The sequence below is a fragment of the Capnocytophaga sp. oral taxon 338 str. F0234 genome, assembly GCF_000192225.1.
Taxonomy (GTDB): Bacteria; Bacteroidota; Bacteroidia; order Flavobacteriales; family Flavobacteriaceae; genus Capnocytophaga.
This window is the reverse complement of the sequence record NZ_GL872413.1, coordinates 333,048-356,407: the sequence shown is the minus strand read 5'-3', so window position 1 is coordinate 356,407 and position 23,360 is coordinate 333,048. Positions and strand designations below refer to the sequence as shown.

At 36.2% G+C, this 23,360-nt stretch carries 21 protein-coding genes; 2 read left to right on the top strand and 19 right to left on the bottom strand.

Translation table 11 applies throughout. The features are described 5' to 3' along the window. Positions 1-53: 53 nt before the first annotated feature. From HMPREF9071_RS01725 to HMPREF9071_RS01680, 11 genes are all read right to left on the bottom strand, one after another. Positions 54-794, bottom strand: coding sequence for a hypothetical protein (locus HMPREF9071_RS01725; RefSeq protein ID WP_009744815.1), 741 nt, complete (start codon positions 792-794; stop codon positions 54-56). A gap of 116 nt (positions 795-910) precedes the next feature. Further along, a complete protein-coding gene (locus HMPREF9071_RS01720) occupies positions 911-2,308 on the bottom strand; it encodes an efflux transporter outer membrane subunit (RefSeq protein WP_009744814.1) in 1,398 nt (465 codons plus the stop codon). Between the two features lie 57 nt (positions 2,309-2,365). After that, positions 2,366-2,905 carry a carboxypeptidase regulatory-like domain-containing protein gene (locus HMPREF9071_RS01715; RefSeq protein WP_040357894.1) on the bottom strand — a complete coding sequence of 180 codons (540 nt, stop codon included), beginning with the start codon at positions 2,903-2,905 and terminating at the stop codon, positions 2,366-2,368. A gap of 316 nt (positions 2,906-3,221) precedes the next feature. Further along, positions 3,222-3,788 (bottom strand): isoprenylcysteine carboxylmethyltransferase family protein, encoded by a 567-nt coding sequence (locus HMPREF9071_RS01710; protein ID WP_009744811.1) that lies wholly within the window; start codon positions 3,786-3,788, stop codon positions 3,222-3,224. A gap of 71 nt (positions 3,789-3,859) precedes the next feature. Then, on the bottom strand, positions 3,860-4,054 hold the full coding sequence (locus HMPREF9071_RS12195; protein WP_009744810.1) for a hypothetical protein: 195 nt from the start codon (positions 4,052-4,054) through the stop codon (positions 3,860-3,862). After that, a complete protein-coding gene (locus HMPREF9071_RS01705; RefSeq protein ID WP_009744809.1) occupies positions 4,051-4,992 on the bottom strand; it encodes a carboxypeptidase-like regulatory domain-containing protein in 942 nt (313 codons plus the stop codon). The genes HMPREF9071_RS12195 and HMPREF9071_RS01705 overlap by 4 nt, the downstream gene beginning before the upstream one ends. Before the next feature lie 5 nt (positions 4,993-4,997). Beyond that, complete coding sequence (locus HMPREF9071_RS01700) at positions 4,998-5,504, bottom strand: hypothetical protein (protein ID WP_009744808.1); 507 nt, start codon at positions 5,502-5,504, stop codon at positions 4,998-5,000. After that, a complete protein-coding gene (locus HMPREF9071_RS01695; protein ID WP_009744807.1) occupies positions 5,501-6,478 on the bottom strand; it encodes a carboxypeptidase-like regulatory domain-containing protein in 978 nt (325 codons plus the stop codon). The genes HMPREF9071_RS01700 and HMPREF9071_RS01695 overlap by 4 nt, the downstream gene beginning before the upstream one ends. A gap of 67 nt (positions 6,479-6,545) precedes the next feature. After that, complete coding sequence (locus HMPREF9071_RS01690; RefSeq protein ID WP_009744806.1) at positions 6,546-7,658, bottom strand: efflux RND transporter periplasmic adaptor subunit; 1,113 nt, start codon at positions 7,656-7,658, stop codon at positions 6,546-6,548. A gap of 231 nt (positions 7,659-7,889) precedes the next feature. After that, positions 7,890-9,143: a Bcr/CflA family multidrug efflux MFS transporter gene (locus HMPREF9071_RS01685; protein WP_009744804.1), complete on the bottom strand. Its 1,254-nt coding sequence runs from the start codon at positions 9,141-9,143 to the stop codon at positions 7,890-7,892. Next, positions 9,140-9,616 (bottom strand): GbsR/MarR family transcriptional regulator, encoded by a 477-nt coding sequence (locus HMPREF9071_RS01680; protein WP_009744803.1) that lies wholly within the window; start codon positions 9,614-9,616, stop codon positions 9,140-9,142. Before HMPREF9071_RS01680 ends, HMPREF9071_RS01685 begins: the two co-directional genes overlap by 4 nt. Before the next feature lie 562 nt (positions 9,617-10,178). Between HMPREF9071_RS01680 and HMPREF9071_RS01675 the strand changes: the two genes are divergently transcribed. Next, the gene (locus HMPREF9071_RS01675; protein ID WP_009744802.1) at positions 10,179-12,509 is read left to right on the top strand and encodes a hypothetical protein; all 2,331 of its coding nucleotides are present in this window, start codon (positions 10,179-10,181) and stop codon (positions 12,507-12,509) included. Between the two features lie 18 nt (positions 12,510-12,527). Here HMPREF9071_RS01675 and HMPREF9071_RS01670 read toward each other — a convergent pair whose 3' ends face one another. The 8 genes from HMPREF9071_RS01670 to HMPREF9071_RS01635 form a co-directional block, all read right to left on the bottom strand. Continuing rightward, the gene (locus tag HMPREF9071_RS01670; RefSeq protein ID WP_009744801.1) at positions 12,528-12,923 is read right to left on the bottom strand and encodes a hypothetical protein; all 396 of its coding nucleotides are present in this window, start codon (positions 12,921-12,923) and stop codon (positions 12,528-12,530) included. A gap of 23 nt (positions 12,924-12,946) precedes the next feature. Then, complete coding sequence (locus HMPREF9071_RS01665; protein ID WP_009744800.1) at positions 12,947-15,121, bottom strand: glutamine synthetase III; 2,175 nt, start codon at positions 15,119-15,121, stop codon at positions 12,947-12,949. Positions 15,122-15,167: 46 nt separating this feature from the next. Further along, entirely contained in the window at positions 15,168-16,406 is a 1,239-nt protein-coding gene (locus HMPREF9071_RS01660) for a sulfate adenylyltransferase subunit 1 (protein WP_009744799.1), read from the bottom strand. Positions 16,407-16,417: 11 nt separating this feature from the next. Next, complete coding sequence (locus tag HMPREF9071_RS01655) at positions 16,418-17,716, bottom strand: peptidoglycan DD-metalloendopeptidase family protein (protein WP_009744798.1); 1,299 nt, start codon at positions 17,714-17,716, stop codon at positions 16,418-16,420. Between the two features lie 107 nt (positions 17,717-17,823). Further along, entirely contained in the window at positions 17,824-18,942 is a 1,119-nt protein-coding gene (locus tag HMPREF9071_RS01650; RefSeq protein WP_009744797.1) for a beta-ketoacyl synthase N-terminal-like domain-containing protein, read from the bottom strand. Positions 18,943-18,954: 12 nt separating this feature from the next. Continuing rightward, on the bottom strand, positions 18,955-20,688 hold the full coding sequence (locus tag HMPREF9071_RS01645; RefSeq protein WP_009744796.1) for a mechanosensitive ion channel family protein: 1,734 nt from the start codon (positions 20,686-20,688) through the stop codon (positions 18,955-18,957). 270 nt (positions 20,689-20,958) lie between these two features. Continuing rightward, complete coding sequence (locus HMPREF9071_RS01640; protein WP_009744794.1) at positions 20,959-21,495, bottom strand: hypothetical protein; 537 nt, start codon at positions 21,493-21,495, stop codon at positions 20,959-20,961. Between the two features lie 2 nt (positions 21,496-21,497). Beyond that, entirely contained in the window at positions 21,498-22,001 is a 504-nt protein-coding gene (locus tag HMPREF9071_RS01635) for a hypothetical protein (protein ID WP_009744793.1), read from the bottom strand. A gap of 218 nt (positions 22,002-22,219) precedes the next feature. On the opposite strand from HMPREF9071_RS01635, the gene HMPREF9071_RS01630 reads away from it, so the two are divergent. Beyond that, positions 22,220-23,308: a glycoside hydrolase family 6 protein gene (locus HMPREF9071_RS01630; protein ID WP_009744792.1), complete on the top strand. Its 1,089-nt coding sequence runs from the start codon at positions 22,220-22,222 to the stop codon at positions 23,306-23,308. Positions 23,309-23,360: the final 52 nt, after the last annotated feature.

Sequence of the window (23,360 nt, the reverse complement as noted above, 5' to 3'; positions counted from 1 at the left end):
TATGAATTTAAGGCGAATTGCAATTCGCCCCTACGCATACCACAAAAACGATGTTATGAATAATCAAAAGTGAATAGCACGATACGACTTACGGGCTCGTAAAGCATAATGATAGCATCGATATGCCCATCACACCAACTATAGTTAGGAGTACTTGCTACAAAGTAAAAGGGGTTTCCTTGATAGGAAATTTTAATCCATTTATCAGAATCTTCATCTTCATAATCTAATTTCATATCAAAAGCCTTTGGATATTCTTTACTACTAATTGTACCTACCCAATTTCCTCCTATTATATGTCCTCCTAATATATCTAAAAATTTAGTAAAGTTAGGTTTCCCATCATATTCAGGAAACTGTAAGCTCACCAATGAACCGTATTTCTCGAAATTTGCTTTACTTTTCTCGTAGCCTTTCTGCATTTCTTGAAATTCCTTTTCTTCTTCGGAATTGAAATCCCAGTTATGATATTTAGTTCTTTCAAAAAATCCTTCGTTCCCTAAGAACTCAAACTTGTTATCATCGGTGAGTTTGAATGTTATCCAGTTAGGGGCAGTGTATTGATTGTGATATTCGGTAGTGTTTCCCCCCATATATCCTATATTCGCCTCAAAAGGGCATAACATATACACTTTTTGTCCCGCCCAATCGGGGTTGATTTCTGCCAAATCGATACTCATCAGGGGCAGAAAATGCTTTCTGAGCCATTGTTGGTCTTTCGTAAAGATGTCTTCTGCCTTTGGGAACGCCTGTAAATGGTCGTTCAATTCTTGAATGTTTTCTCTTGTTGTCATAGTGTTTTGTTATTTATAAAACTTGTCAGATGAATCAGACTGGTCAGACGAGTCAAATAGTGACTTTGACAAAGTTTAAAACTTTGCTAAAGTGTTGGGCGAACTGCCATTCGCCCCTACCTCCAACCGCCACCAAGGGCTTTATACAAGGTAATGCCATACTGCATACGGGTAAACTGTGCGTTGGCTACACTAAGCTCGGCATTGAGACGGTTTACTTCGGCTGTAATGACCTCTAAATAATTCACCATACCGCTATCGAACAATTGTTTGGAATAGTCGGTGGCATCTTGATAGGCTTTCATTTCTTGGGTTTTGAGTTGAATGAATTCGTCTTGCGAACTAAATTGACGCATTGCATCGGATACTTCTTTGCCCGCTGAAAGAATTGCTTTTTTGAAATTCAGCAAAGCGGTTTCTTGAGCAGCTTTCTGCACTTCGTATTGGGTGCGAATTTGTCGGCGATTGAGGATAGGTTGCGCCAATCCTGCTATAAAATTAGCAAACATTGATTTGGCAGAAAACCAAGTATCGAGTTCGGTACTACTGATACCTCCACGAGCGGAAAGAGTAAGCGTAGGATAGAAATTGGAACGCGCTACATTCGTAAGTTCAAAGGCGTTGCGCAAGTTCAGTTCGGCACGTGCCACATCAGGACGATTTTCGAGCAGACTTACCGCATACCCTTGATGAAACTGTGTGGGGAATTGTTGTTCAGCAAGCGTGCTTCGCTCTATCGTATGAGGCTCTTCCCCCAAGAGTACACAGATGGTGTTCTCCAATGCCCAAACGCTATTGTTGATAGTAATGAGTTGCGCCTGTGCGTTGTATACGAGTGCTTCGATTTGTTTGGTTGCTACTTCGGTAGTAGAACCTGCTTTTTTGAGTTGTTTGGTAGTTTCTAAACTTTTGGTACGAAACTCAATAGTTTGTTCGAGTACTTTTTTCTGTTCGTCGAGCATCAAAAGTTGGTAATAAGCCGTTGCTAAGGTAGCTACCACTTCGGACTGTACTGCTTTTTGTGCCTCTACCGTAGCGAGGTAAGAAGCATAAGAAGCGCGTTTTTGAGCGGATAGCTTGCCCCATATGTCGGCTTCCCACGAAGCGTTACCTGTGATATCGAATAGATTGTTGTAAGTACGGTCGGAAGCTCCACCTCCGGCATTCAATGAAGAGGTGCTACGAGTATAGTTAGCTCCTACCGAGAGGGTAGGAATAAAAGCTGCCTTACTTTGTTTGAGGTAGGCTTGTGCTGAAACCACATTTTGCATCGCTACACGCACATCGAGATTATTAGAAAGTGCCTTGCTGATGTGTTGTTGCAAGAGCGGGTCGGTGAAGATATTGCGCCAAGAGACATTGGCACTACTAAGACTATCCGTAGAGATATTATCCGTACGGAAAAGTTTTTCATTTACGACATTGGGACGCTCGTAAGTTTTGCGACCTGCACAAGCGGTAAGGGTAAGGGCTACAAAAGCCGCTGCGAAACCTTTATAAATGATTCTGTTCATAATCTTAATTTAGGTAATAAGTAATAGATAATAAGCGATAAGGTTTTATAATATTAATTATTTTTGTTTATCTTTGATATGTTGGTTATAGTAATCTTCAGTATAGACAAGGACAGTATACCGAGAGAGCTTTTCTATAGTTTCGGGAAGTTCATTGCAAGTGCGTATCTCATAGGTATAAAACTCTCCGTTGCGCACATGCTCCTTGAATGCTTCTTTGTCTGTTGTGATTTTTTTATCATTGAGATAAAAGGAAATCCCATACGTACAAATTGTTTCCCTTTCGCACTTATGCCAGAGAATCGAATAGAGTGTTGTATTAAACTCTTGATGAGGTGTATTCTCTACCACACAGTATTCTTCATACTTTATCTTACGCCCTTTCAACTTTGTTTCTCCGTCAAAATAGAGAATATCAAATAGTTTTGCTTGTATAGTATAGTTTCCTTGGGCATCGGTATATACCTTTTCTCTACCATTGGATACTATTGCCGTAGGGAAAGGTTTCTTTTTCTCATCAAAAACCCTTCCTGATACGATGATTTGCGCCATAGTGGAAAGCGTAAAAAAGAATAGAAATATAGTAATTCGGGTCATAGTTGTTAGTTTTTAGTCCTCTCTGACGAGTTGTGTTCTTCAGTTGGATCAAACTGATTGGAAGGGTCAGACAATTTAGATAGTTCAGCTAAGTAAAATTGGTACACTTCCCAGATTTCTCTATATCGTCGTTCTTTCTTGTTCAATCTTCGTTTGCCTTTTTCATTAGCCATTTCTGCTGTTTTTTAGGACTCTTCCTCAGAGATAATATAGACGGCTCCATATTTAGTATGCCTACCAATAAGTGGTAGTGCATCTATAATGTAACAGATTTGTTGTCAATCCTTAATGACTTATGAGTTTTGGTTAATCTTTCTCATTCCCAAAGCAGATATCGGGGCGTTTTGGCTTTATATTCTAGATATTCTTTCCCGTATGTTTGTTCGCAATAACGCTCTTCGCCCAATATGGTGAAGTGCATCGCAATCCCGAAGGGAACAGTAACGATGAGCAGCCAAAGCGAGGCGCAGGCAATGCATGTTCCAAGCATTGCCGTAAAAAAGAATAGGTACATGGGGTTGCGTGACCAACAATAGATGCCGCTCTTAATGGTTTTTCCGGCTGGGTCAATGCCATAGCTGTGAAATGCCCAGATAAAGGCGGCTAATGACAGGGCGAATATCGTGGCACCGACAACAAACCATAGCGTGCCCAACTTAAACGGGACAAAGACCGAAAGCACAAGCAACACAATTTGAAGAAACATACTTACCCTGGACCAAAACCTGTCTTTGGACGTATACCACGACGTGTCTACCGCACGCCTGCCCACTTCGCGGAATAAGACCATATAAACAAACTGTATCAGCACTATACCAAACGCGGGTATCCAAGCGTTAAGCCAGCCGAATTGAAAGGTTGTAAAGAATGAAAAATCTAACATGTTACTTTGGGTTTATAAGGTTATAAGTTTATGCTAATTCGAAAAAAGAAACAACCATACGTTCTATATCCTCAGTATCTATTTTTATATCTTTTTCCATCAACAATAAACAATGGATAATGTTTTAGAGCATTTTTCGGGCGCCCAATAATAATCTTTGTATTAGCCACCTCTTCAGATGTTTTTACCTTTCCCAGTGTATCTTGTACTTGTTGCGCCATAGTGGAAAGCGTAAAAAAGAATAGAAATATAGTAAATCGGGTCATAATTGTTGTGTTTTTCGCATTTTTCTTTTGAATTTTCTTGTATAAATTTTATCTTGTTTTCGCCCTTTTTCATCTCTGACCGTTACAATACCAAAACGACCTTGAGTTCCATAAAGCGCTATAGCCTCTTGCTGTTCTATCTCACGGGCTTCTATCTCCTTACTGTTTTTTATCCTTCTGAGAAATTGCTTTTTATCCTTCATCGGCTTACCATTAAGGGCAAAAAGCTTATCACAAGGCGAACCTCCTACCGTCACCAGACCCACAGTTGTATAGTTGATAGAAGGTTTTTTAAGAGGAGGACGTACAAAATCCATCGTTTGTTCTGTGTTATCGGTTACAACAACACGGCACTGCCCTACACATTCACTTAGTATAGCATCCCAACGGCAAGCTTTTATCTCATATTCTCCCAAGCTATCGGTATATACCTCAGCGTCTCTTTCTCTGTTTTCTATTCTACAGCCAGCGATAGGATTACCTTCGTCATCAGTAACCCTACCCGTTACTGTTATAGGCAATTCCTTTTTTCTCAATATCTGTGCTATTTGGTAGTATTTGTATTCTTCTTGGGTCAGTTTTCCTAACTTCTTATGCTGTATTTCCTTTATTTTTTTCTCTGCTTCCTTTGTTACTATATATATCGCCCCACCTACTGCTTGTTTTCCAAAGAAATTTACTGACATTTTCGGTCTAAAATGATACACAGCTACATCTTCCGCCTTAAACGATTTCCCTTCATCTACTTTCTTTGTATTATCAAATATTTCTCCATCCAAAAAGAACACTGGCTGCGGGCTTAAACCTATCACACACCTTATATCATGATTTATATTAGGATCCTCTTCGGGTGTTTTTACCTTTTCCAGCGTATCTTGCACTTGCTGCGCTATAGTGGAAAGCGTAAAAAAGAATAAAAATATAGCAAGTCGGGGCATAGTTGTTAGTTTTTAGTCTTCTCTGACGAGTTACGTTCTTCGGTTGGGTCAAACTGATTGGAAGGGTCAGACAATTTAGATAGTTCAGCTAAGTTAAATTGGTACACTTCCCAGATTTCTCTATATTGGCGCTCTTTCTTGTTCAATCTTCGTTTGCCTATCTCACTGGCAATCTCCTTCGCTTTTTGGAATCCTTCCTTAGAAATCATATAGACCACTCCATATTTGGCACGCCTATCAAAGCGTTTTTTAGCCTCTGGAGGAAGGAAAACAACCACATTTTCTATATCCTCATTAGCTATCTTTATATCTTCTTCAGGTTTTTTTGTTTTATATTTTTTTCCATCAACAATAAACAATGGATAATGTTTTAGAGCATTTTTCGGGCGCCCAATAATAATCTTTGTATTAGCCACCTCTTCAGATGTTTTTACCTTTCCCAGCGTATCTTGCACCTGTTGTGCCATAGTGGAAAGCGTAAAAAAGAATAGAAATATAGTAAGTCTGTTCATAGCTTATTGTTTTTCTGATCTTTACGGGCTTGTCTTTTTTCGTATTTCCTCTTAGCTTTTTCAGTCACCACTACCAATACCCCATCTATAGCTCCAGAACCACAAATAGCTGTAGCTGCTGCTGGAGTAAGGTAATGAATCTCTTTTGAAATCTTTAACCTACTTGTTTTCTCTCGGAACTCCTTCTTGTCCATAACCATACCATCCAACACAAAGAGAGGTGTGGCACAATGATCCTCTGAAATTTGCACTATTGCACTCGGAGGAATCCGCTTTATCATCTCTTCTATATACGCTTTCTCTGCTTCTTTATAAGTACCTTCAAATGATCCCACAAAATTAATTTCTTGAGTTTTCTCTTCATCAGTAATCAGTTTGCAAGAAGTACAACAATGAACCATCAGCATATCCCAGCGTTCAGCTTTGATCGTGTAATTCCCTAAACTGTCTGTATAAGTCTCAGTATTCCTATCTTTGTTATATACCCTAATATTAGCAAGGGGATTTCCCTCTTTATCAGTAACTTTCCCTGAAACCACTATAGGCTGTTGCATTTGATAGATTTCCCAAATCTCTGCATAATGCCGCTCCTTTCGGTTGAATTGTCTATTGGGTGGATTATTGGCAAGTGCTTCTGCTTTCTGAAAAGTTTCCTTAGTGATGATATATAGCACCCCATTTTTTGCTCTACTCCCAAAAAGACCTTTTGCCCTTTCTGGATAAAATACCATTATGTGAGCTATATCTTCTGGTTGGAGCTTCTTGAACTTATCTCTGAGCTTGGTGTATTTCTTTCCATCAACAATACAAAGGGGTTGTCCTTTATGAGAAATTTTTCCTAAATCCCTTATACCTCCGCCTTGGTTTTCCTTAACTTGTGCCGTGAGAGACAGAGAAAACAATGTAAAAAGTAAAAGAATCTTCTTCTCCACCCACTGTCGATTGTTCTCAAAAATAGTTCTGTAAGAATCCATAATCCTTTGATTTTATCATTTCCCCCTACCCTCTTCTTGGAAAAGGGTTCCTTGAGAGACAGATTTTTTAGAATATCGGTTGAATAGCTTTGACAATACTATCCATAGAAACGGGTTGAGGAGTTACCTTGTCGCCAGTGCGTACCCCATTAAGCCCTTGTACGATGATTACATCACCTGCTTTAAGACCACTATTCACTACGACCAAATTATTAGCACGACTTCTTAAAGTAATCACAGTTTGCTTGATAGTCCCGTTTTCTACTTTATAAGCAAATACTTTTCCTTGTTGCTCAAAAGTAGCTACTTCTGGAATCACTAAGGATTTATCGAAGGTTTGCGGAATCAGAATAGTTCCACTATTCCCATTGGTGAGCAAGCGATCAGGATTAGGGAAAGTCGCACGAAATTGAATGGCTCCAGTGGTATGATCTATTTGACCGGTAACTGTTTGTATCTTCCCTTTTTGGTTATAGGTCTGTCCGTTAGCCAATATCAGAGACACTTCTGGAAAGTTAGCTATTTTCTCCTTTACAGTAGCCCCTTGGGTTTGTGCCAAATAAGCTAAATAGTCTTTTTCATTCATAGAGAAATAAGCATATACATCCTTTACATCGGAAACAGTAGTAAGCACTGTATTATTAGCGGTTACCAAAGCTCCTTCACGGTAGGAAATAGCCCCTACTACCCCACTTACAGGAGCCTTTACTACTGCAAAGCCTATATTGCTTGCGATCTCATTATATGCAGCCTTAGCGCGTTGTAAGTTGGCTTGAGCTGTTTCAAGTTGTACTTTGCTCACAATATTCTTTTCTACCAGAGGAATGAGCTTATTCACCTCTACTTGGGCTACTTCTATCTGTGCTTTAGCAGAAGCTGCAGATTGGTTAAGAGTTTGTGTTTCAAGCTGAAACATAGGTTGTCCTTGACGAACTGCCTGCCCTTCATCTACCAATACCTTTGTAATATAACCAGAGATTTTTGCTTGTACAGGACTATTAACTACCCCTTCTATATTCACCGGAAAGGAAAGATTGGAGGTAGTACTCTGTTCTGTTACAGTGATCACAGGTAATGTTTTCTCCTTTTCCATACCCATCTGAACCCCTGCTTGCTGGTTTCCTTTTTTACACCCTATCATAAGGGTAGCAATACTTGCCAAAAATAAAAATTTATTCATAAAAAAATATTATTATTTAATATAGTTCGTTTTTAGTTTCTTATTTCATGGGATTAGTCCCTGACCATATAATTATTATTTTTCTGTCCTTCTCTACATTTAATACCTCCTTGAACTTAGAAAAGTATTCCTGAACTCTCTTCAAGGATCCTCTTTGAGGTATTTTACAAGATAAAAGCATAAGGCTTTATGTTACCAATAAAAATTCTTTAAATTCTTTTTTTTTTACTTCTATTTAAGCTGTGTTCCCATAATAGGAATATCTATTTCCTTTTTAAGAGCCCCTTTAAAACGTTCTTTGTGGAGCTCTCTCCATACAAAAGCTATATAAAAAGTAATAGCTACTAATATATTCAATGTAATAGCAAATAACATAGGACGTTCTGTCTTCACAGAAAATAAAGCTAATATTGCTCCAATGATTGCTCCTATAGCAAAGCGAAACATTCCTATTAATGAATTGGCAGTCCCTGCCGTACGAGGGAATATTTCCAAAACAGCAGCATTGGCATTACTTGATACAATGGACACCATTCCTACATAGAGAGCTACCCCTATAGCCACTTCCCACAGACCTAAGTGAAAGACACCACAGATAGCCAGCCATATTCCTGCCATAAACTGTATAAACAACCCTATACGGAGAATGCGTTCTGTTCCTACTTTGGTCACAAACCGTCCACCTAAAAAAGTAGCAAGCATCATCACACCCACATTCAGAATAAAAAAATACCCAAAATTCTTAGGAGCTACTCCATACACTCCAGTATAGACAAGTGAACCTGAGGTAAGGAAACAAAACATTCCTGAATAGGAAAAAGCATTCGTGAATATATATCCTATCACCTTTCTGTTAGTTGCCACAGAACGATAATTACGTAATACCCCTATTAAATCCAAAGAGATACGTCTCTCATTGGGAAGTGTTTCATCAATACGAAGCCATACCAATAGAGCACATAACAATCCTAATCCCGATAAAAGGTAGAAGATAGAATGCCAATGGAACCAATCAGCCAAATACCCACCCAATATAGGTGCTAGTAAGGGAGCTATCATCGTTACGATCATCACCATGGACATCATCTTAGAAAAAGCAGCCTTATTGAATATATCCCTAAGTAAGGCTCCTACCACTACTGCAGGAGCGGAACCAAAGAAACCTTGTAAAAGACGTAAAACATAGAAATGTATGATCTCATCTACTTGTGTAAGCATAAGAGAAATGACTGCCGCAATGAGTACTCCTGTTAAAATGGTTGATTTACGACCATAACTATCAGAAAGGGGACCCCAAAGAAGTTGCCCAAAGGCAAAGCCTAAGGTAAAAAGAGCCAATGTAGTTTGTATCCTCTCCTCGGAAACATGCAAATCCTGTGCTATACTCCCAAATGATGGCAAATACATATCTATTGCCAATGGAGTGAGCATGGAAAGCAATCCCAAAATAAGTATAAAAAAGATATCTGTATTATAGTTTTTCACTTATTCTCTTCTTGTATTTTCTGTAAAAATTCTTCTGTTATACCCTCTATAGTAGTAAGAAATTCCAAAAGTATTTCTGTTTTCTTAAGTTTTTTCTTAGTAAATGTATCCTCTTGTAAGGGTTGTTTCTGTGTATATTCTATAAACTTAAGTGTAAAATTCTTCTCATAGCGAATCAGTTCTAAGAACTTCCCAAAGCGCTTATCAAAAGGAAAGGATTTGAAATATTTCCTTCGTTTGCCTTCCTTTACCTCATAATGAATCAACCCCTTATCCAGCAGCGTTTTGATATTTGTAGAAAGACTACTTTTACTAGCATGGAGCCTTTCTATAAGAGATTCGAAAGTAAGCCCCTCAGAACATCCCTCTATCGCCAGTATTGAAAGTATCTTAGCTGCCATAGGGGAAAGATGGTGTATTCTTCTAAAGAGTTCTGTCATCATCTCTATAAGAGCAAGTTTCTCTGTCTGCATGGTTAAGTGTTAGTTAGTATAAAAATAAATACTTTTCTGGGGCAAAGATAGTTATTTAGTTCTATCATTTGCGAACCAAAACGTTAATATTTTTGTAAAGTTACAGGGTGGGTAAAATACTATAATATCCTAACTATTATCTTTTTAAACAATATAAGAATTGATTTTTAACATATTCTTAAAAATTACGTATGCTATAAATTATAATAGTAAAAAACTCTATTATTTTGAAGAATATTAAATATTGAAAAGAGAATGCCTTATCCTAAGATAAGTTCATAGGAGAGAGTGAAAGTTTTGTTTTATTCTTTTGGTGTTTTTGTTTGTATATTGTACCTTTGTGCCCAGAAGCTACAGAGGAAATAGATATAATTAAATGAAATAAGAACTATTCCTACTCTTTATTATGAGCATAGTATCTTCTTTGTATTTTAATTAATTATAGATTTGAATTTATTTTTGTCTATAAAGACAAACAACCTATGGAAATATATACTATTTTTGTATAATTATCTATTTTTCTTATAACCAGAGGCATTAACTCTATAACCATTTATTAACCATGCGCTTACTTGGGTTCTCTTTTATATCTATTCTTTTTCTTTTAGGTTGTTCCCATAAAGAAAAAACTCCTGAGCCTGTGGATTATCTATTGAGCAAGGAACCTTCTCTTCTATTCCAAATCCATCATAAAGACCAATTTGTCAACCAATTAATTAATAATGATTTTTGGAAAAATTATTTTAAGTATTATCCCAATCAAAATGTACAAAACTTATTACATTCTCTTCCCCAGGATAATAATATATGGGTAGCTTATACCCATGATGGGGTATACCTTAGTACCTCCATTATCCAAAAGGATAGCTTAAGTCCTTGGAAAAACATTTCCGTTGAAAAATTAGATTCTTTAACTATTGAAGATAAGAAGTGGTATTATATAACTCAAAATAATCAGTTACTAATCAGTTCTTTAAAGGATATTTCTTTTCCTAAAAGCATAGAAAGCAAATATCTTGATTTTCATAAAGTTGCCAAAACAATTAGTCAAGAAGTCCCCGCTAATTTGTTTCTTGCTCAAAAGAAAAATAAAGAATTCATAGGGGGTATTTTTCCTGAAAATTTGGTGAAAAATTTGGCTTCTTGGACAGCTTGGGATCTCTTCTTGGAGAAAAATACCTTACGTATGAGCGGATCTTCTCTCCGTCCTGCGGACAGTCTCCCACAATTGCCTCTTGTAAAAAATAAGAAAAAAACTTCTGATATATACCGGATAATTCCACAAACCTTTCAGGAAATCTTCTATTTTTCCTTTGAAGAAGGGCTTATCCCTACAGAATTTTATTTTGATTTTCAACAGGATATCTCTTCTGTTTCCTTTTTTTCCTTTCAAGGGGATTCCTTAGCTGTACTACAGAGTATAAACCCTACAGAGACCTTACGCTACTTTACCATCCTTAAAACAGATTCTTTTCAAGGGGAATCTATCTATAATATAGAAGAGTTTTCTGATATTCAATCCTTTTTTTCTATATTTGGAAAGGAATTACAACCAAAGTATATCTACAAAAATGAGGAAAATCTCATCTTTTCCCAAAAGAAAGAAACTCTTGAGGGACTTATCAATGCTATACAAATGAAACAAACCCTCTCTGAGAGAAAAGCTTTTGAAAATCTGCAACAGAAAAGCAGTAGTCAAACTTCCTTCATTGCTATAGAAAACCTCCAAAAGAATTCCTCTTTCGTTGAAAAATTTCCTTCCTTAGCTCAGAAATATGGATATGCATCACTACAAATCAGCCCTCAGGATGAATTTTACTTATTAACTTTTACCACAACCACCGGAGAAGGTGAAGGAAAGTTAGCAATTCCTCAGGAAGAGGGTATAGAAGAGAGGTTCCAGATTACCTTGGACAAAGAAGCCCGCACCCTACCCAAATTCGTTACCAACCATCGTACCAATAAGCGTGAAGTAGTTATACAGGATATTGATAATCAACTATATTTGATAGGTAATGATGGAAAAATTCTTTGGAAGAGACGCCTTGATGCCCCCATTGTGGGAGAGATTTTTCAAGTGGATTTATTTCAAAATGGTTTCCTACAATTGGCATTTAATACCGAACATTCTCTTTGGGTAATTGATAGAAATGGTAGGGAAGTAGCCCCTTTTCCTATCTCCTATAAAGAAGCCATTCTTCCTTTGCAAATATTTGATTATGAAAGAACGAAAGATTATCGCTTTGTCGTTTGTTCTCAGAATCAAATTCATTTGTTAGATAAGAAAGCAAATCCTATAAAAGGATTTGAAAAATCCCATGTGCCTAATGGCCTTGGAGAAACGCCTAAACATTTAAGAATCTTAGGAAAAGATTTTATTGTCTTCCCTGAAAAGGAAGGAACCTTAAGTATCCTCCATCGTAATGGAACGACTCGCATTCCCTTAAGCCAAAAGTTTGATTTTTCTAATAATCCTATTACTTTATATAAGGATTTTATTACCTTTACTACTCGAAGTAATAAACAATTTTACATAGACGGAAATGGAGGAATTCGCTCAGAATCTTTAGGAATAAATATGCCTTATTTCTTTGATTGTCTTAAGGATATTCCTGTTATTCTTAGTGGTAATATTCTTCTTCTCAACAAGAAAAAAATAGAACTTCCTTTTGCCGAATATGACCGACCTACCCTACATTGGGTAGGAAACAGGTTTCTCTGTTCCGTTATTGATACACAGAATAATAAGCTATATATATTCAATTCCAAAGGAGATCTTCTTCCTTATTTTCCCATTTTTTCTATCTCACAAGCGGATATCACCTCTGAAAATGGAAAATTATTACTGACTTTCCTTAAAGAAAAAAACATACTCTCAGTAAGTCAATTTTGATCTTAAATTACAATTATTCTAATAAGAGTCTTTTCTGATACGAGATAGAGTATAGGCACCAAATGAAAAATCTTTTCCCGTTTTTTTAAATATATAGAGTGTCTGGGTTCGCTCTAAGGTATCTGTACGCTCATAATAGAAATTCTCTTCGTCTTCGGTTATTTCACTTATAAATGGAGCATTAGGGGCAAATTCCCTCTCAAAATTTAAGAATACCTTACGCTCTTTTTGGCTCATCACATAAGGGGAAACGCCATTAAAAAACTCTAAGTTACCGAAAGTATGTTTCCTTTGAAAAGCCTTATCCGTCTTAAAACGATATAAGAAATTTTTGAACTCCTCCTTTGTGCTTAAGTGTGATTGTGAAATCACATTGAAGGGGATAAAAAGAAATAAAAACCATAGAACTTTCATAAATAAAATATTTGCTTGCTTTCCTAATTTACAGAAAGCAGTTCCCTGTACTTAGTAAGTGTCCAAAGTTCATCATCTACCATAAGTTCAAGCTTATCACAGTGGTAGCGTATCTGGTCAAAAAAAGGTTTTACTTCATAGCAATATCCTCTGGCTTTTTCCTCAAAAGAAGAAAGGAGGTTAACCTTTTTACGAGCTTCTACCATTTGGGATACTTTGCTATGAATTTCCTTAATATGTTCTGAAATATGCCGTATTAAATCCATTTGTTCTAAGGCTACTTCCTCATAATGTTCTGCAAAGACTTCCTTAAGTCCTCGTACATTTTCTATAAGAATATTTTGATAGCGTACTGCTGTGGGTACTACATGATTACGAGCAATATCTCCTAATACACGTGCTTCAATCTGTACTGTTTTCACATATTCTTCCAAAGCAATCTCATAACGAGCCTCTATCTCCACACGGCTAAGTACTCCCATTTCCTGAAAAAGGACTATTGCCTTCTCAGAAATATTTTCTTTGAGAGCCTCAGGAGTTGTTTTATGATTACTTAAGCCCCGCTTCTGTGCTTCCTTTTCCCAAGCCTTGCTATACCCATCTCCTTCAAAAAGGATAGGCTTGGAAACCTTCACATATTCACGTAATATTTTTAGAATAGCTTCTTCTTTTTTTATTTCATTTTTCTTCAGGAGAATATTCACTTCTTTTTTGAAGTCCATCAATTGCTTAGCAACTATAGTACTGAGTACCATCATTGGTTTACCACAATTAGCCTTGGCTCCTACTGCACGAAATTCAAATTTGTTTCCAGTAAAGGCAAAAGGAGAAGTACGGTTTCTATCTGTAGCATCTATCAGAAGATCTGGTATATTTGCCAATACATTCAATACATTTTTCTCTTTAGAAGTAGTTTCCTCCACGGATGCTTTTTCTAATTCCTGAAGGACTTTAGTTAGCTGTTCTCCTATGAATACTGACATAATAGCAGGAGGTGCCTCATTAGCTCCCAAGCGATAATCATTTGTAGCAGAGGCAATAGACGCTCTTAATAGAGATTCATAAGTATGCACTGCCTTAATTGTACATAGAAAAAAAGTAAGAAATTGTAGATTTCTCAAGGGTGTCCTACCAGGGGAAAGCAAGTTCACCCCTGTATTAGTCACCAGAGACCAATTATTATGCTTTCCAGAGCCATTCACTCCCGCAAAAGGTTTTTCATGAAAAAGAATGAGAAAGTCATGGCGCTCTGCTACCTTTCGCATAAGCTCCATAAGGAGTGCATTTTGGTCTACTGCAAGGTTTGCTTCTCCAAAAATAGGAGCCAATTCGAACTGATTAGGAGCTACTTCATTATGACGAGTTTTTACAGGTATTCCCAGAAGAAGACATTCTTGTTCCAAGTCACGCATATAAGCTAATACACGAGAGGGTATAGCTCCTAAATAGTGATCTTCCAACTGTTGTCCCTTAGCTGCCGTATGTCCCAAGAGAGTTCGTCCTGTAATAAGTAAGTCAGGACGAGTGCTGGCAAGGGTTTTATCTATCAAAAAATATTCTTGTTCACAACCTAAAGTAGTCGTTACCTTACTTACATTCTTATCAAAATACTGTACCACTTCCGTAGCTGCCTTATCTATAACACTAAGAGCCTTAAGCAGAGGTGTTTTGTTATCTAATGCCTCTCCTGTATAGGCAATAAAAATAGTAGGGATACAAAGTACTGTTCCAAAGACAAAAGGAGGAGAGGAAGGATCCCAAGCGGTGTAACCACGTGCCTCAAAAGTATTGCGAATTCCTCCATTAGGAAAACTAGAAGCATCCGATTCCTGCTGCACCAACTGATTTCCTGAGAAATGCTCCATTGCCTTATCACGTGTAATAGGCTCAAAGAAAGCATCATGCTTCTCTGCAGTCCCTCCTGTAAGAGGCTGAAACCAATGTGTATAATGAGTAGCTCCTTTCTCAATAGCCCAATCTCGCATAGCGATAGCTACTTGGTCTGCTATCTTTCGGTCTATCTTAGTTCCCTTACGGATTGCTTGCATAACACTTTCAAAAACTTCAAGTGTCATTCTCTGATGCATAGCCTCTTCATTAAATACATGGGCGGCAAACAACTGCGAACGCTTACCTTTTTCAACCACAACAATAGGCTTTTTTTTCTGTAATTCAGTTAAGGCATTGAATCGTAACATATTTATATCATATAAGTTATATTAAAATAGTGTAGGAAGAGCAAACTTATTCTATCATTACAGCCCCTACAGTCGCATTGCTAGTTTCATCAATTAAAATAGCACTCCCCATAGGTGGGTTCTCTTTGAAATTATCATATACCAAAGGGGTTGCTGCCTTTATGTGAATCTTAGCTATTTCATTAATTTTCACACTTTCCACCTGAGGGGTTTGTTCAAGCGTATTTACATCTATCTTATAGGCTATTTCTTTAATAATTACCTTTGTAAGGCGACTCCTTTGCTGAAGGAGGTATTTGTTTCCCTCCCGCAATTCACGCCTATCCATCCAACATACGACCACATCTACATCTTGACTTATTTGTGGTTGACTATCCGTTTTTGTAAAATAATCTCCCCGTGAAATATCAATATCATCTTCAATATGCAACACTACCGCCTCTCCTGCTACAGCTTCTTGGATTTCTACTCCTGCCATCTCAATCCTACTTATCCTACTGAGGATACCCTCAGGTTGTACTTCAATAATATCTCCTTTTCGGTAAGTACCTGAAATTATCTCTCCTGCATAACCTCGATAATCATGCAAAGCTTCTGTTTGAGGGCGAATTACATATTGTACCTGAAAACGTGGTTGTTGGTATCTATCTTTATTAATTTCTATAGTTTCTAAAAAATCTAATAATGACGTTCCATGGTACCATGGCATTGCCTTTGTCGTATTCACAATATTATCTCCCATAAGGGCAGAAATAGGGAAATAATGAACGTTCTTTAGTGATAGTCGTTGAGCAATTGCTTCATATTCTTTTTTGATATTAGCAAATACCTCCTGAGAATAATTCACCAAATCCATTTTATTAACGGCTACTACTACCTGAGGAATATTCAATAACGAAGCTATAATAGAGTGCCTGCGTGTTTGCTCTGTAACTCCATTACGTGCATCAATAAGGATAATGATAAGCTCTGAATTAGAGGCTCCTGTAATCATATTACGAGTATACTGTACATGTCCTGGAGCATCTGCAATAATAAACTTACGCTTAGCAGTAGCAAAATAACGATAAGCCACATCAATGGTAATTCCTTGTTCTCGCTCAGCGCGCAAGCCATCCGTTAAGATAGCAAGATCAACCCCATCTTCATTTTTATTTTTAGACTGTTGTTCCAATGCCTCCAGTTGGTCTGCTAAAATACTCTTACTATCATATAATAAGCGCCCAATAAGGGTACTTTTTCCATCATCTACACTACCTGCAGTGATAAATCTTAATATATTCATTGTTAAAAATTCTAATTAGTTTGTAATGAGTCCACTATATCACCATCCTTAGCATCCTCTATTTCAATAGTTTGTATATTAGTATAGGGTACTGCATCTAATTGTTTTTTAAGAGGCTCTACAAATTTAAGATAACGGGGCTTAAGCTTAGCGTCAATAGGGGTGGCTTCAGGAAGTCTTTCTTTAAGAGGGTCTATCTGTACTCCATTTTTCCAAAAACGGTAGCATACATGAGGACCTGTAGCAAGCCCTGTACTTCCTACCAGTCCTATAATATCTCCTTGAGATACATGTTGTCCCCTTCGTGCAATAATCTTGGACATGTGTAAGTATTGGGTCTCATACGTTTTATCATGGCGGATTTTTACATAATTTCCATTTCCTGAACTATACCCTGCCTGAGTTACTGTTCCATTGGCAGTGGCACGAATAGGAGTTCCTGTAGGCGCTGCATAATCTGTACCAAAATGTCCCTTCATCCGATGTAGGATAGGATGATAACGCATTCCATAATGAGAAGTAATACGAAAAATGTCTAAAGGAGATTTAAGAAACATACGCTTCATCATATTTCCATTCTCATCATAATATCCCCATTTGTGATTAACAGTATCTGTTTCAAAATTAAAAGCATAGAAAGGTTTCCCTTTATGTTCAAAAAAAGCAGCTTTCACTCGTACAAGTCCGGCATTAATGGTATCGTCCACATAACGTTCATCATAAATGATCTTGAACTTGTCATCCTCCTGTAGGTGAAAAAAGTCAATAGTATAATCAAATATCTGTGAAAGCTTATAAGCTGCCGAAAAGGACATACCTGACTTCATTACATCTTCAATAAGATTATTCTTAATATACCCTCCTCCTTCACGTTCTACAATAGTTACTTTTCTTTCAATTTTCCTCACTGAGATAGAGTCCTTTAATCTCACCTCTATAAAGTTTAACAGATTTGGTTGATAGATAAAATAAGCCAGAGAATCGGGCATCTTTTTATCAAATATGAGTGCGTATGGCTGTCCTGCACGAAAATCCTTTGGGCGAAGTAATTCTTTAGATTTTTCTGTTATCTCTGCCACTTTTTGAGGAGAAATATGCTGATCATTAAGGATAGCTCCAAAGGTATCTCCTGTTTTAAGTGTATCTTTCACTACATTATATTCCAGCAAGTTAAACCCATATTCATAAGTAGGTTTGGGAGGTGGAGGTACCTCCACAGGGGGTTGGGCTTGTTTCTTCTCTTTTTTACAACTTACTGTTATTGCTGTAAAACTTAGCAATAGAAGGCTTACTTGCAGAATTCTCTTCATGTGTTTATGTTTAAAATAAGAGCAAAGTTCGTATTTTTTTTTTAAAGTGGAAAGTTTTTTTAAGAAATTAATATGCCTTTGTAATTCAACAATGTATTTTTAAGAAACTAATCTCCTATTTTGACTATTATAGCAGTATTACTTCCTCCAAATCCTGAAGCTGTTTTAAGGAGATACTTCACTGTAGTCTTTTGTGTTTTTCTTATGATATTCAAGGGAAAAGAAACTCCTAAGGTATTGAATCCTTCACTTTTAATCATTGTTCCTTGTTGGGCTAATTCCACACTTAAAATGGTTTCCAACAGACCTGCAGCGGCTAAGGTATGCCCAAAATACCCCTTATAACTATTTAAGGGGACTCCCTGCAAGCCCAAGCGGGAGAAAGCAATGGCTTCCATTTCATCATTATATAATGTACCTGTTCCATGTGCATTAATCAAGTCCAACTGTGATACCTCTATGTAGGCATCACATAAAGCATTCTGTACACTTAGGAATAAACCTTCTCCTGTACGTGAAGGTCCTGAAATATGATTGGCATCATTAATAGAACTACTTCCTATTATCTGAATGTTTTTCCCTTGTTCTTCAATGGTAAGAAATGCTGCCGCAGTAGCCTCCCCAAGTGTGATACCGTCACGTTCCTTATCATAAGGACAACAGGGCTTGGAGCTAATGGCTTGAAATGACTGAAACCCTGAGAGCACAAACTCTGAAATTTCATCTCCTGCTACCACAAGTGCATTTTCATATATTCCCATTCTTAATAACCTATCTGCTAAGGAAAGTGCCATAACTCCCGATACACAAGCATTGGACACTATAATAGGTTCTGTTTTTACTCCTATAAAAGAAGCTATCTTTTTTGCTATCTTTGTAAGGTATGGTAAGCTCCCTTTCTCCATTTGAGAATTTAATTGAGAAATGTTTCCCTTAGTAGTGGAGAAAATAAAAGCTGTCTTCTCTGTAATTCTTATGGTAGATAGAATGGGAACTATGGCTAAAAGGAGCATTTTCTCCAACCAAGACCATTTCTTTGTAGAACTTATATAAGGAAAATATTCTTCTACCTTTTCAGTAGAAACTTTTGCTAAATATATATCCGAAATTCTACCAAAATGATGAAAAAATTGTATCCCTGTACGTCCTTCTAATAATGCTTCTACACTATCTTGGACAGTAATTCCTAACGGAGTTACACAATTATAAGAATGTATGAATGACACTTTATTTACTAATTAGTTATGAGTTGTTTTTTCAGATATCTCTACAAATTCAATAGAAGTAAGCTCTATATTTCGTTCACGAAAAGCATTATAAATATTCTTAATAAGGTCAGACTTAATCACATACATATTCTGTGGTTCAAAGGTAAGCGCATTAATCTCATACGTAGCATTAAGTTCGTTCAAGGATATATGATAGATATAAGGAGTTATCCTATCTGTAATCCCTTTGGTAGCTTGTGCTGCAGCAATAAGAGTCGCATCTACCTCCTCCAAGCGAGCATCATAACGAACTTTTACTTGAGTGGTAATTACCAGTCCATTGGTACGCCCTATAGAAGAAAAATTCATAGTAGAGCTTGTAAGTATCGTAGAATTAGGTACTGTAACTTCCTCATTATTAATAGTCCTAAGACGAGTTACTAAACTATCTTTATGAATTACCATTCCAATAAGATCACCTACTTTTATCCAATCATTTTCTCGGAAAGCACGCATATAAGTAATAAATATCCCTGCTATTCCATTGGAAATAGTAGAAGAAGACCCTAAAGAAATGAGTAATCCTAAAAAAATAGAAACTCCCTGAAAAGCAGAAGATCCTGAACCTGGTAAATATGGAAATATTACTATAAAGACAAAACATAAGAACAATATGCGTACAATATTATAAGTAGGTTTTGCCCATTCCTTATAAAATCCTTTTATCTTGAGAGCTCCTCGCTCTATTTCATACAGAAAATAACGCATTAGCTGGAGGATAATGCGAGCAATCAGAATAATGATTCCTATCACTACCAGATTAGGTAAGTATTTCACTATAGCATTTCCTATTTCAGTAAGGGGTTCTAAAAGAAGATTTAATAACTTCTCTGCCCACAGTTGGGTAGAAGGGAAAAGCTTTAAAGCTATAGGAATACTGGAAAAAATAACTATAAAGAATATAATTAATTTTATCAAGGATATGATTCTGGTAAGAATATAATTAATCTTCTCCTTATTAAGTATTTGGTAATTCCTTACTTTTATTCCAGTTTTAAAAACGGATTGCTTAAGTAATAATTTCTTAAGTTTTCTAAAAAGAAAATTAAGTATATAGAAAAGAATAGTAATTGCCATCACAAGCAAGACTAATTCTCCTATACGCATGAGACGTTTCTGTATGCTATGCTCTTCTCTATACTGGTCTATTCCTCTAAGTATGTCCCCGCGTAAGGAGTTTGCCAATTCCTCCTTAGTAAGATGAGCTAATAGTGCATCTTCCTCACTAATGGCTTGTATCCATTCCCCTTGATAAGTTATCATAAGTAAGTCATCATGAGGTTTTATTTTTAAAGAATCTGGCTTAAATACGGGGAGTTCTACTAATTTATGTAATTTTTTCTCTATATACTCAGAACGCTCTAAGGGAGAATAAAATCCCAAACTTACATATATTGTATAAAGAGTGTCATTATCCAAGCGTATGGGAGCACCGTTAGCCTTAGAATAAATACGCTTGATTTCTTCTTGACGTTGTTTCTTATAAAGAGAATCTTTAGAGGTTTCTGCGTGCTGCGTATCCAAAAGTAATAAGGACTTTAACTCCTCACTAAGCACATTTACTTTCAAAGAATCCTGACTACGTTGTATCTTTAATTCTCTTACTTGTTTCTGTAATATCCGTAAAAGACTGTCTTGAGCTTGCCCTAAAGTAGTTAATGAATAAAGAAAACTACTAAAAAGAAAAAAAAACTGTATTCTCATAGTTTACCTAATATTAGAAGGCAAAGATACAAAATTAATGATTAGCCTTTACTTATTAATTACTAATTTTTTAAATCATAATATATAGTAATAGAAATACTTATAGTATAAAAGACTAATAAACTAAAATAATGAAGTATAGATATAAAAAAATTGCCTCGCAAGAGGCAATTCCTTTTTTAACCAATAAATTCCAATATTATGAAACGATGCAAAGGTACGACTTTTTCTCGAACCCTAATATTTTTTAACTAAACTTTAATTTTTAGCTTAACTACAAGATGGTGAAAGATTTGTATGACTATCCTTTTGCAAGGAAGTTGCTCTTGAGAACTTAGTTAGTTGTAATTGTGTAATTTTTACACAATTAAGATTTTGATTTCCTTTTACATTTAACTTATCCACTAAGCGGGGTGCCTGAGAGATATCCAAACTTATTAATTTGTTATTACTCAAATCAAGCTCTTCAAGCATAACATTCTTTACCGTTGCAGACATAATATTATTCCCTGAGAAATTTGCTTGCTTAAGATTCACTAAATCCTCCAATCCTTCTAAAGAAGTAAGTCCTTTTCCTGCTGCGTCAAGAGTAGTAAGACTTGCTATTTCAGAACGCTCTAAAGTACCATTACTATTAGCATCATATAAGGGTAAAAGGTATTCCTTCAAGGAAAGAGTTGTATTATTATTGTTATTATTATTTTTACGCTTGGTATAATCAGGATTATCCACTACATTGTTTACAGTAGTTTTATCACATGAAACTACACTCATTAAGGTAAGTACTACTAAAAATATCTTTTTCATAATTAATTACATGTTGATTTAAACTGAGTTTGAGCATCTTTTTTATGCTTTTTCATATTTTGTTCTATGATAAGTTTATTTCCTCCTACACTTACACAAGTAAGGTTAGGATTCCCTGAAACATCCATAGGAAGCCTTCCAATAAGAGGAAGATTGGATATATCCAACTTAACAAGCTTATTATTACTCAAATTAAAAGAGGTTAAATTTCTATTTTTTAAAGTTACCTCAGTAAGGTTATTCCCAGAAGCATTGAGTGTCTCTAATTGAGTAAATACTTCTAAACCTTGAAGGTCAGTAAGTCCCTTTCCTGAAAGATTCAAATCGGTAAACCCTTCTAACTGGTCTTCTTTTCCTATTTTACCATCATTATTTTTATCATATCCATTTTTCAAAAGATATGCTTCTAAAGTAGTGGCTGTCGGTGGAGTTATTACTTCATCACTTTTTTTAGAACAGCCTAAGAAAAATAGTAAAAAAGCAATTCCTAATATTATTTTTTTCATTAGTAAACTATTTAGTAATTTTATGTGGCAAAGTAACTACTTTTTTATGAAAGTCAACCAACTTTAACACTTATTTTTTTGTTAAATTTTAGTTTAAAAATATTAATCTAAAAAGAAGAAATGATAAAATTAGCATGCTAAATTGATATTTCTACTTTCCAAGCATTGAATATCCAATATTTTTAATACCTTTGCGAAAATTAAAAGTAAAATTACCTATGAAAAAATATCTCTTATTTGGAGTACTTATCTTTTCTTTGATAGGTGCTTGTAGTAGTAATAATGAGGAAAATCCTCAAAAGCCAGAACCCAAAAAACCAGATCCTCAAAAACCAGAACCTCAAAAGCAAAAACCTGTTGCTTATGATTGGGATTTCTATACAGAACCCTCTCGACTTACTGTAGTAAAGAATGAAAAGAATCCCAAACTCAAAAAACTTTACTATCAAATATATGGTACCCCTTGTGGAGCTTGGTATGATGGTATCAGCCCTACTAAAGAAAAAAATGAAAGGTACTTAAGAAACTTAGTAGAAGGTGCTGAAAGAACTCAAAAAACACCTATTATAGTTATCTATGGAATTCCACACCGTGACTGTGGTTTCTATTCAAAAGGGGGGCATCCTAATGCTGCTTCTTATAAAGAGTGGATAAATCACGTAAGTACTATTATAGGTAACCGAAGAGCCGTGGTAATTGTAGAACCCGACGCTATTAACTATTGTAATTGGAAAGTAGGTTCTAATGAGCGAAAAGAACGTGCCGAATTACTCAATTATGTAGGACTAACACTTAAGCAGAAAAATCCAAATGTAGCCACTTATATTCATGCAGGAAGTGCAGGACTTCCTACTAATGCAGCTGCAAATGCTATCATAGAAGGAGGGGTAGAACATATGCGCGGTTTTGCCTTCAATGTATCAGGGGTAGGAGGTACGAAAGAGGAACAAGAAGGAGCTGAAAAATTAGTAGCTCGCTTGGAACAACTAGGAATAAAAAACAAACACTATGTAATAGATACAGGTCGTAGTGGTATCAACCGTCCTAAAAATCCCAACCCAAAAGCTCCTTACAATTCATGTAATAACTTTGCAGCTGCATTGGGTCCCCGTAGCACCAAAAATACAACAGGAGCTCATGCTGATGCTTACCTTTGGATAAATGGTGGAGGAGGATCTGACGGAGATTGTGGTACAGGTGCTCCTGCTGCCGGTAAACCTTATCCTAAATATACTAAGGCATTGGTAGAAAATGCTCTAAGAGTAAAGTCCATTAAAGAATTAGAAGTACCTAAAGAATTACAATAATAACTTAGACTATTCTCACAAACCAAGGGCTACTGAGATTTTTTTCAGTAGC

Bases quoted from the DNA above. Each gene is read 5' to 3' on its own strand.
- HMPREF9071_RS01725 (WP_009744815.1), bottom strand. From the start codon at position 794: ATGACAACAAGAGAAAACATTCAAGAATTGAACGACCATTTACAGGCG.
- HMPREF9071_RS01720 (WP_009744814.1), bottom strand. From the start codon at position 2,308: ATGAACAGAATCATTTATAAAGGTTTCGCAGCGGCTTTTGTAGCCCTT.
- HMPREF9071_RS01715 (WP_040357894.1), bottom strand. From the start codon at position 2,905: ATGACCCGAATTACTATATTTCTATTCTTTTTTACGCTTTCCACTATG.
- HMPREF9071_RS01710 (WP_009744811.1), bottom strand. From the start codon at position 3,788: ATGTTAGATTTTTCATTCTTTACAACCTTTCAATTCGGCTGGCTTAAC.
- HMPREF9071_RS12195 (WP_009744810.1), bottom strand. From the start codon at position 4,054: ATGACCCGATTTACTATATTTCTATTCTTTTTTACGCTTTCCACTATG.
- HMPREF9071_RS01705 (WP_009744809.1), bottom strand. From the start codon at position 4,992: ATGCCCCGACTTGCTATATTTTTATTCTTTTTTACGCTTTCCACTATA.
- HMPREF9071_RS01700 (WP_009744808.1), bottom strand. From the start codon at position 5,504: ATGAACAGACTTACTATATTTCTATTCTTTTTTACGCTTTCCACTATG.
- HMPREF9071_RS01695 (WP_009744807.1), bottom strand. From the start codon at position 6,478: ATGGATTCTTACAGAACTATTTTTGAGAACAATCGACAGTGGGTGGAG.
- HMPREF9071_RS01690 (WP_009744806.1), bottom strand. From the start codon at position 7,658: ATGAATAAATTTTTATTTTTGGCAAGTATTGCTACCCTTATGATAGGG.
- HMPREF9071_RS01680 (WP_009744803.1), bottom strand. From the start codon at position 9,616: ATGCAGACAGAGAAACTTGCTCTTATAGAGATGATGACAGAACTCTTT.
- HMPREF9071_RS01675 (WP_009744802.1), top strand. From the start codon at position 10,179: ATGCGCTTACTTGGGTTCTCTTTTATATCTATTCTTTTTCTTTTAGGT.
- HMPREF9071_RS01670 (WP_009744801.1), bottom strand. From the start codon at position 12,923: ATGAAAGTTCTATGGTTTTTATTTCTTTTTATCCCCTTCAATGTGATT.
- HMPREF9071_RS01665 (WP_009744800.1), bottom strand. From the start codon at position 15,121: ATGTTACGATTCAATGCCTTAACTGAATTACAGAAAAAAAAGCCTATT.
- HMPREF9071_RS01660 (WP_009744799.1), bottom strand. From the start codon at position 16,406: ATGAATATATTAAGATTTATCACTGCAGGTAGTGTAGATGATGGAAAA.
- HMPREF9071_RS01655 (WP_009744798.1), bottom strand. From the start codon at position 17,716: ATGAAGAGAATTCTGCAAGTAAGCCTTCTATTGCTAAGTTTTACAGCA.
- HMPREF9071_RS01645 (WP_009744796.1), bottom strand. From the start codon at position 20,688: ATGAGAATACAGTTTTTTTTTCTTTTTAGTAGTTTTCTTTATTCATTA.
- HMPREF9071_RS01640 (WP_009744794.1), bottom strand. From the start codon at position 21,495: ATGAAAAAGATATTTTTAGTAGTACTTACCTTAATGAGTGTAGTTTCA.
- HMPREF9071_RS01635 (WP_009744793.1), bottom strand. From the start codon at position 22,001: ATGAAAAAAATAATATTAGGAATTGCTTTTTTACTATTTTTCTTAGGC.
- HMPREF9071_RS01630 (WP_009744792.1), top strand. From the start codon at position 22,220: ATGAAAAAATATCTCTTATTTGGAGTACTTATCTTTTCTTTGATAGGT.